Origin of the sequence: Shewanella sp. HN-41 (genome assembly GCF_000217915.1) — a bacterium.
Classification (GTDB): Bacteria; Pseudomonadota; Gammaproteobacteria; order Enterobacterales; family Shewanellaceae; genus Shewanella.
Genome location: NZ_AFOZ01000013.1, coordinates 244,834 through 252,894 on the forward strand (window position 1 = coordinate 244,834; position 8,061 = coordinate 252,894).

At 46.5% G+C, this 8,061-nt stretch carries 8 protein-coding genes; 4 read left to right on the plus strand and 4 right to left on the minus strand.

What is annotated here, in order from left to right; all coding sequences use genetic code 11:
• Nucleotides 1-319: 319 nt before the first annotated feature.
• On the plus strand, nucleotides 320-2,923 hold the full coding sequence (locus SOHN41_RS02660) for a TonB-dependent receptor plug domain-containing protein (RefSeq protein WP_007645280.1): 2,604 nt from the start codon (nucleotides 320-322) through the stop codon (nucleotides 2,921-2,923).
• Nucleotides 2,924-3,034: 111 nt separating this feature from the next.
• Here SOHN41_RS02660 and SOHN41_RS02665 read toward each other — a convergent pair whose 3' ends face one another.
• Nucleotides 3,035-3,580: a thioredoxin family protein gene (locus SOHN41_RS02665; protein WP_007645284.1), complete on the minus strand. Its 546-nt coding sequence runs from the start codon at nucleotides 3,578-3,580 to the stop codon at nucleotides 3,035-3,037.
• A 199-nt stretch (nucleotides 3,581-3,779) separates the two neighbouring features.
• Here SOHN41_RS02665 and SOHN41_RS02670 point away from each other — a divergent pair, with 199 nt between their 5' ends.
• Nucleotides 3,780-5,330, plus strand: a complete 1,551-nt coding sequence (locus SOHN41_RS02670) for a S10 family peptidase (protein WP_007645293.1) — start codon at nucleotides 3,780-3,782, stop codon at nucleotides 5,328-5,330.
• 86 nt (nucleotides 5,331-5,416) lie between these two features.
• Nucleotides 5,417-6,031 (plus strand): LysE family translocator, encoded by a 615-nt coding sequence (locus SOHN41_RS02675; protein ID WP_007645295.1) that lies wholly within the window; start codon nucleotides 5,417-5,419, stop codon nucleotides 6,029-6,031.
• Between the two features lie 111 nt (nucleotides 6,032-6,142).
• Here SOHN41_RS02675 and SOHN41_RS02680 read toward each other — a convergent pair whose 3' ends face one another.
• On the minus strand, nucleotides 6,143-6,460 hold the full coding sequence (locus tag SOHN41_RS02680) for a DUF3144 domain-containing protein (RefSeq protein WP_007645297.1): 318 nt from the start codon (nucleotides 6,458-6,460) through the stop codon (nucleotides 6,143-6,145).
• A gap of 70 nt (nucleotides 6,461-6,530) precedes the next feature.
• On the minus strand, nucleotides 6,531-7,082 hold the full coding sequence (locus tag SOHN41_RS02685; protein ID WP_007645299.1) for a type II secretion system protein: 552 nt from the start codon (nucleotides 7,080-7,082) through the stop codon (nucleotides 6,531-6,533).
• Between the two features lie 159 nt (nucleotides 7,083-7,241).
• Between SOHN41_RS02685 and ung the strand changes: the two genes are divergently transcribed.
• Nucleotides 7,242-7,907, plus strand: coding sequence for a uracil-DNA glycosylase (gene ung, locus SOHN41_RS02690; RefSeq protein WP_086017336.1), 666 nt, complete (start codon nucleotides 7,242-7,244; stop codon nucleotides 7,905-7,907).
• 54 nt (nucleotides 7,908-7,961) lie between these two features.
• On the opposite strand, the gene SOHN41_RS20020 is transcribed toward ung, so the two are convergent.
• A partial coding sequence (locus SOHN41_RS20020) for an integrase core domain-containing protein (RefSeq protein ID WP_139058316.1) occupies nucleotides 7,962-8,061 on the minus strand: 100 nt, incomplete at its 5' end.

Genomic DNA, 8,061 nt, shown 5'->3' on the forward strand with positions numbered 1-8,061 from the left:
CAGATCACGATATATCGTGTGCCATTAACGCCATAAAACTCATTTTGCATTCGGTGAATTGCTTTGAGATGTCGAGAAATAAATGTTTATAGCATTGCCAACCGTAAAAAATATTAGTTTTTAGTACATTGATATTTAACAAAATAATTTTTAAATCACCCAAGCGTTGTATTTATTACTGGAGAATGCTTTTGTTTTGTTATAAGAATGTTTCCGTTATGTAAAATAAATTGTATTGACCACAGTTGCAGATTTTAGGGATCAAAATCGGATCGAGCAGGTCAGGTATTCTAAAAATAATAAGCAGGTGGGATGAGTAATGATGACCTCAAAAAAGCAAAAGTTTGGATTGAGTGCGGTTAGTCTGGCAATCACTCTGGCACTGTCTGGTAGTTTAATAAGCCCGCAGGCAATGGCAGAAGAAGATGACACAGCCGTTAAAAATGACAATGTCGAGAAAATTGCGGTTGTCGGTTCCCGTGCTGCTCCACGCTCGATCGGCGATTCCCCCGTGCCTATTGATATCATCAGTAGTGACGACCTTAAGAAGAATGGTTCTACTGACATGATAGATATGTTGGTCACTTCTATCCCTTCTTTCAACTCACGTGCTCAACCTATCAGCGATGCCGCAACCTTAGTCCGTCCCGTTAACCTACGTGGTCTGCCATCCGACAGCACCTTAGTGTTAGTCAATGGCAAGCGTCGTCACCGCGCAGCTGTGATTGCCTTCCAGGGCGGTGGTATTAACGATGGTGCCCAAGGCCCTGATATTTCGGTTATTCCTGGTTCTGCATTGAAGCAAGTTGAAGTGTTGCGTGATGGCGCTGCTGCGCAGTACGGCTCGGATGCGATTGCCGGGGTAATGAACTTTGTTTTAAAAGATAATTCCGATGGCGGTTCCATCACTGTGACTCAAGGTGAGTATTACGAGGGTGATGGTGCCACGACCACAGTAGAAGGCGATGTTGGTCTACCGCTGACCGATAATGGCTTTGTTAACTTAAGCTTCCAATATAAAAATGCCGACGCGACTAGCCGTAGTGTGCAGCGTCCCGATGCGGCTAACTTAGCCGAACAAGGCAATACAGAGATCAGTAACCCTGCTCAAGTGTGGGGAAATCCTGAAATTAATGATGACTACTCGGTCTTTATCAACTCAGGCTTAGACATTAATGCCAATATGCACGCCTATGCCTTTGGTAACCTGTCATCCCGTGATGCTGTGGGGGGATTCTATTACCGTTATCCGCAGGACCGCAGTAATGTGTACTCCAACGATGGGGGCCAAACCCTGTTAGTCGGTGCCGTGAATGGAGATCAATCCACCTGTGGGGTGGTTCCCATTCCTAAAATTGATACTAACGGAGATGGTATTCCCGATGCGGATGGTAACGTCTTAGACACAGATGCTTATAAGGCTATGGTTGCCGATCCAAATTGCTTCGCAATGAACCAGATATTCCCTGGTGGTTATACGCCACAGTTCACTGGAACCATTGAGGATATGTCCTTCTTCGCCGGTGTAAAGGGCGATATCGGTGAGTGGAATTATGATTTCAGTGCAGGTACGGGCAGCAACAAAGCCAGTTTTGGCCTTAAAAACTCGTTAAATCCATCATTAGGGTTAGACACCCCAATCGACTTCGATACCGGAGCCTATGAGCAAGTTGAAACCACAGTTAACCTCGATTTCTCGCGTTTTATTACCTTAGGTGGCATCGAAGATATTAGTTTTGCCAGTGGTTTTGAATGGCGAAATGAATCTTTTGAGATAACCCAAGGTGATGAAGCCTCGTGGATTGCCGGTCCCTATGCCGATCAAGGTTTCAACATTGGTGCACATGGATTTAAAGGTTTTGGCCCTGAGTCTGCGGGTAAAAACTCTCGTCATAACATAGGTATCTATACTGATTTAGAAGCCTATTTAAGCGATGATTGGTTGGTGGGCGTCGCACTGCGCTATGAAGACTTTTCGACCTTCGGTGACACATTAAATTACAAGTTGACGGCGCAGTATGCTGCGACGGATGAGTTGTCGCTGCGCGCGTCACATAGCACGGGTTTCCGTGCACCAACGGTTGGCCAAGAAAACGTCATCAATACACAGACATCGATTATTGAGGGCGAATTGATCCAGACCTTTATTGCCCCACCGACCGATCCTTTGGCGGCATTCTATGGCGGGGAAGTGTTAGAGCCTGAAGAGTCAGTAAGTTATGCGTTAGGTGCCGTGTATGAGTATGAAAACTTTTTCTTAACCATCGATTACTACAATATTGCCGTTGAGGGGCGTATTGCACAGTCGAGTAAAATCGATGTAAAAGCAGAAGACTATGATGCGTTGCGAGCGGCGGGGGTTGAGTTTCCTGAGTTAATCCAAGGGGTGAGTTATTACACCAACGACTTTGATACTACCACTCAAGGTATTGATATCGTAGCCTCCTATGATGCGGAAATGTTGTCGGGTAATGCTAAGTTCAGTCTTGCCTATGGCTGGACCGATACCAGTGTTGATAAATACGATCCTGAGACCACAGACGAAGGTAAAGTTCGTCGATTAGAGGACGGTATTCCAGCGCATCGTGCGACCTTAACCTGGGCTCAGTCTTGGGATAAGTTAAGTATGTCGCTGCGCGGAAATTACTACGGCGAATACTATGCAACCCATGCCGATGATACCTCTGATTGGGGTTCTGAGGTCGCGGATGCAGCGGTGACTGTCGATCTTGAAGTGAGTTATGAAGTACTCGATGGGCTCACACTGGCTGTGGGGGCTAACAACCTATTCGACCAAGAAGCGCAAAAGCTGAAAATGGGTGATGATTTCGCCTATGGTCAATTGGGTGGTGTGTATTACGAGAGTGGGCCATTCGATTATAACGGCGGCTACTACTATGGCCGAGTGAACTATCGTTTTTAAGTGTGAACCGTTTATAAAAGCAATTTCCAACCCACCTTTCTGGAAATAACGCTTTTATAAATTTGAAGTGAAGTAAAAAAGGCTGCCCAGCAGCCTTTTTTATGGCTGTAATTAATGGACTTTTGCCGCTGCTATGCCATTGAGTACGTCATCAATGGTGAGCTTTGAGGGGAGCACTATGCCATTGGGGGCACTTGGACCATAAACCTTATTGTAGGGTGTGCCGGGGACACCTTCATGGCGCATATAGCTTTCAATGGTGTTGTTGGCCTCACTCCAGTTACCTTGCATCAGGATAATGTTGTCGGCCATTAAGGCAGTCACAATTTGTTCCCTGTGGGTTACTTCGGCTTTATTGGTTTGGCAGATGGTGCACCAATCAGAGGTGATATCGACAAACACCGTATAACCTTGGTCAACCAGAGGTGCGATTTTCTCCGGTGCTAAGCTGTGCCATTTTAGTTTTTGATAGGCTTGATAATCCTCGCCTTTATGCACAAATCCAATGATAGCGCCGAGTCCTAGGGCGAAAAATCCTAAGACAAAAACAACGGCTAAAGGAATCGCTTTACCTTTTTTTCGCTGCCAGAGCAGTAACAGAATTGCGCTCAGTAATAAGCAGAGAATTACCAGACTGATAAGAGTGATGGTGCCCATAAATGTCCACATAGAATTGTCATAACCTCAGCGCTATCTTAGTCACTAACAGCTTAAATATGCGTGAATTTAGCGAACTATTAGCATATGAGGGCATAAAAGTCCTTTGACGCATTCAGTTGCAATTGTGCTTTTGCGCCTATCGAGCACTCTTTGTAAGCTTGGGCAGATTATAAATATCACAAATAAAGGAAATATGATGACTAGTCTAAGAAGCGGTAGCCGACGATTTAACATGCCATTTGGGTCGCTACTTATACCATTCTTCCTGCTTTTCTCGGTCCTAGGCCATGCTGAACCCACCCAAAAGGCAGAGGATAAAGCCGACAAGATTGTTCCCGAGATTGTCGAAACCGAGCATAAGATGACGATCCAAGGTGAGAAAATTAGCTACAAGGCGATAAGTGGTGAGACCATTTTAGAGGACGATAAGGGCGAACCACTGGCGAGTATTTTTTCGATAACTTACTTACGGGATGACGTTAAAGATAACAGTCAACGCCCTGTGACGTTTATTTTCAATGGTGGCCCTGGCTCGGCATCGCTCTGGCTGCATATGGGGCTCTTCGGGCCTAAACGTGTCGTCGTTCCTAGTGATGCCAAGGATGATGGCGCCGCGCCTTATCGTATTGAGCTTAACGATGACTCTATGCTCGATGAGTCTGACTTAGTGTTTATCGATCCCGTTGGAACGGGTTTTAGCCGTGCCCTAGGTGAAAAGAAAGGAGCCGATTTTTGGGGCGTGAAAGAAGATGCCCAATCGATTGCCGAGTTTATGCGCCGCTGGTTGATTGAACATAAGCGCTGGAATTCGCCTAAATATCTCGCCGGTGAAAGTTATGGCACGACCCGAGCGGCGGCTCTGATTGATGAACTTCAAGGCGGCTGGACCGATATCTCTGTTAATGGCGTGGTGTTGATTTCATCGATTCTCGACTTTAGCCATGCCCGCTATCAACCGGGAAATAACCAACCCTACATTGGCTTTTTGCCAACGATGGCGGCAACCGCGTTTTACCATAACAAGGTTAGCGGTGCCGACAAGGCATTAGGACTCGAGGCGTTTGTCGAGCAGGCGCGCCAATTTGCCATTAAGGATTATGCCTTAGCGTTATTGCAGGGCAGTCGTTTAGTGCCTAGTGACTATCAAGCCGTGCGCAAACAGTTGGCACGTTTTACAGGCCTGAGTGAAAACTATCTAGACAGAGTCAATCTGCGGGTGAGTGCCAGTCGATATACCAAGGAATTACTCAGGGATCAGGATCTCACGGTTGGACGTTTAGACAGTCGCTATACAGGCAAAGATTACGATAGTGGCGGTGACTCAACCGATAATGACCCTTCCGGTTATGGCATCGATGGCGCTTATACTGCGGCTATCCATCAATATTTATACGAAGATTTAGGGGTTAAATTATCGCGCCCATTCAATGTGCTCTCCACAGATGTGAACCGTGGCTGGAACTGGAATATTAGCGGTAAGCAGATGCATTATGTCAACGTCGCCCCCTATCTTGGGCAGGCACAGCGTGAAAATAAAGATCTACGGATTTTTGTCGGCAACGGTTACTTCGATTTTGCGACGCCCTTTTTTGCCACCGAAAATACCTTTGCCGATAATGGCATAGATAACAGTCGCGTCACCATGCATTACTATAAGGCTGGCCACATGATGTATGTTGAGCCAGCGTCGTTAGCGCAACTGGTGAAAGATATCCGTGCTTTCTACCATCCAGACTCGGTGAAATGAGAGTGACCTCATTTATCGGCCGATGTTAAACTGCCACTCCTGTGAAGGCCCTAGCGAGGGCCTTTTTATGCTTTAAAGGGTTAAAGATGAGTTTTAGTACTTGGTTAGGGCTATTGGCGATTTGTTGTTTGGGGGCTATGTCACCAGGGCCCAGTTTGGCCATGGTCGTGCGCCATACCTTAGGCGGCGGGCGCGGCAAGGGGATTGTTTGCGCTTGGGCGCACTCGATTGGGATCGGTGTTTATGCGTTAGTGACGCTACTCGGTCTTGCGGTGGTGTTGAAAAAGGCTCCCTTAGTATTCAATGGTATCGCTATTTTAGGGGCTTTGTATCTGGCGTGGATGGGCATTCAAGCACTGCGTTCCAATGGTGGCATGCAGGCAAAACTCGCGGCGGGTGAGGCCACAGATACGCTCACTGCGGCGCGGGATGGCATTGCGATTTCCCTATTCAATCCCAAAATTATGTTGTTCTTTTTAGCGCTGTTTAGCCAGTTTGTGATGGTGGCCGAGAGTGTTACTGGTCAAGCGTTGATAGTATTAACGCCGCTGGTGGTCGATGGACTTTGGTATACCTTGATTGCCTTAGTGTTATCGCATTCGAGCGTATTACCCAAATTACGGGAAAAAGCGGGGCTTATCGATAAATTCTCTGGCGTGGTATTGATTCTGCTCGCGATAAGGGTGGTGTATACCCTCTAGGGATTACACCTAGATTTTAGGTTCTAGGCTTAGAATCTATGCCTACAAAAACGCCATCATTTGATGGCGTTTTTTATGGGAGATTGTCAGGTGATCCGCCCTTGAAGGTTATTAGCCTTTAAAGATTTGCACCGAGCCATCAGTCGCGGCAGCTTCTCCCTGCATAACAGGGGGATTCGCGATATGGTCGTCTAAATTGTCATTCAGCATTTCGCGATATTCGGCGCTAAACCATTCGAGAGCATTGTCTTTTTCTGCACCTAAATCGGCAGATTTAATCGCGGCTTCAAAGGCATTAAAACGGGCCGCTGCAAAACGCAGGGCAGTGCCCACTTTACCGACATCAGCTTCCTGCTGGCTTAGCTGATTGGCTAAGGCAATAAATTGATCGGCAAGTTCAAAAATCGTGGTGTTGCTTGTGTCAGTCATAGCGCTTACTCAAAATAATTTATTGGTGGGCGATTCTATCCTAATTTTTGCAAGAAGGAATCGCTAACTCTTAACTATTGGGATCTAGGTCTGTAGTAACTGTTCCCGTTCTTGAATCGTAGTAAATGGATAATTTATCGTTGGCTCGATAAAAATAGGTGCATTGATTAGGGGTGAGATAGCGGGCCTTGTAGTCAGTTTCAGTGGTATCAACATTAAGGCGTGAAACGCTTGGTTGCGAGTTTTGGAATAACACTTCCCATACTGAGACACAATCTTCCACATTGTCTAAGGCCGGAGAAGCCTCATTGCCGAAAATATAATGCTGGGCGGGCCAGCCGAAGCTGTTGAAATCGACTTGCTCGGATTGTGCCGTGCCAAATACGGGTAAATCTTCCTTTGGACCCGAACCCACTTTTACCGCCCAGACTGAACGTGCCAGATTTAAACCCGATTTAAACCCTGCGCCTGTGGCCTTGATCGTGGCTATCTGCGCGTCTTGCTGTATGTTGATAAATTTGGGTAGGGCTACAACGGCTAAAATCCCGAGCACAATAATCACAACGACGAGTTCAATTAAGGTAAAGCCAGCACTTGGCCCTTGTAAGCGGTTATGGGTCATATTAATCAGTGGATAAAAAATAAAGGCCGCTACTATAGCATTTGTTAGCCGTGTTTTAACTTGAGATATCTCCAATACTGGCGAATTAAAAGCGGAGTTAACTTGTCATGGCTCTTTATCACTTTTAAGCTAGCAGCATCGTAACTTAAGCAAGAGAAACTGATTTTGGCGACTTGGCAGGCATTTATCGACCATCAACGTACCCAGCCTTACTATCAACAGCTGATCGCATTTGTGAATCAAGAGCGGCAAGCGGGCAAAGTAATTTATCCTCCTAAGGAAGATGTATTCAATGCGTTTAAAATGACTCCCCTTGAGAATGTGCGAGTGGTTTTAATTGGCCAAGATCCCTACCATGGTCCAAATCAGGCCCATGGCTTGTGTTTCTCCGTTAAACGTGGAATTAAACCGCCGCCTTCCCTTGCCAATATGTATAAAGAATTGGTGAACGATATTCCCGGCTTCCAAATCCCCAATCATGGCGATTTAACCCAATGGGCAGAGCAGGGGATATTGATGCTCAATACCGTGCTGACGGTGGAACAGGGCCAAGCCCACTCCCATGCCAATGCGGGGTGGGAAATCTTTACCACCGAAGCGTTAAAGCTGCTCAATGCGCAGGAACGCCCGATTATTTTCGTACTTTGGGGCAGTCATGCCATCAAAAAAGGGGCGGTGATTACCGCGCCACAACACCAAATTTTATCGGGACCGCATCCATCTCCCTTATCGGCCTATCGCGGATTCTTTGGTTGTGGGCATTTTTCAAAAGTGAATCAACTGTTGATGGCGCGGGGCGAAGCGCCTATTCAATGGCAGGTTTAAGCCTTGTTTCACAAAGCTCTGTCTAGTCCTGAAATAAGTTGACACTTATTTCCTTTAAAACGCCTGATGTACTTCATCGGGCGTTTTGTATTTTAAGGCCAGATGCGGCCGTTTGCGATTATATATCGCCACCGACTCTGCAACCATTTTCCTC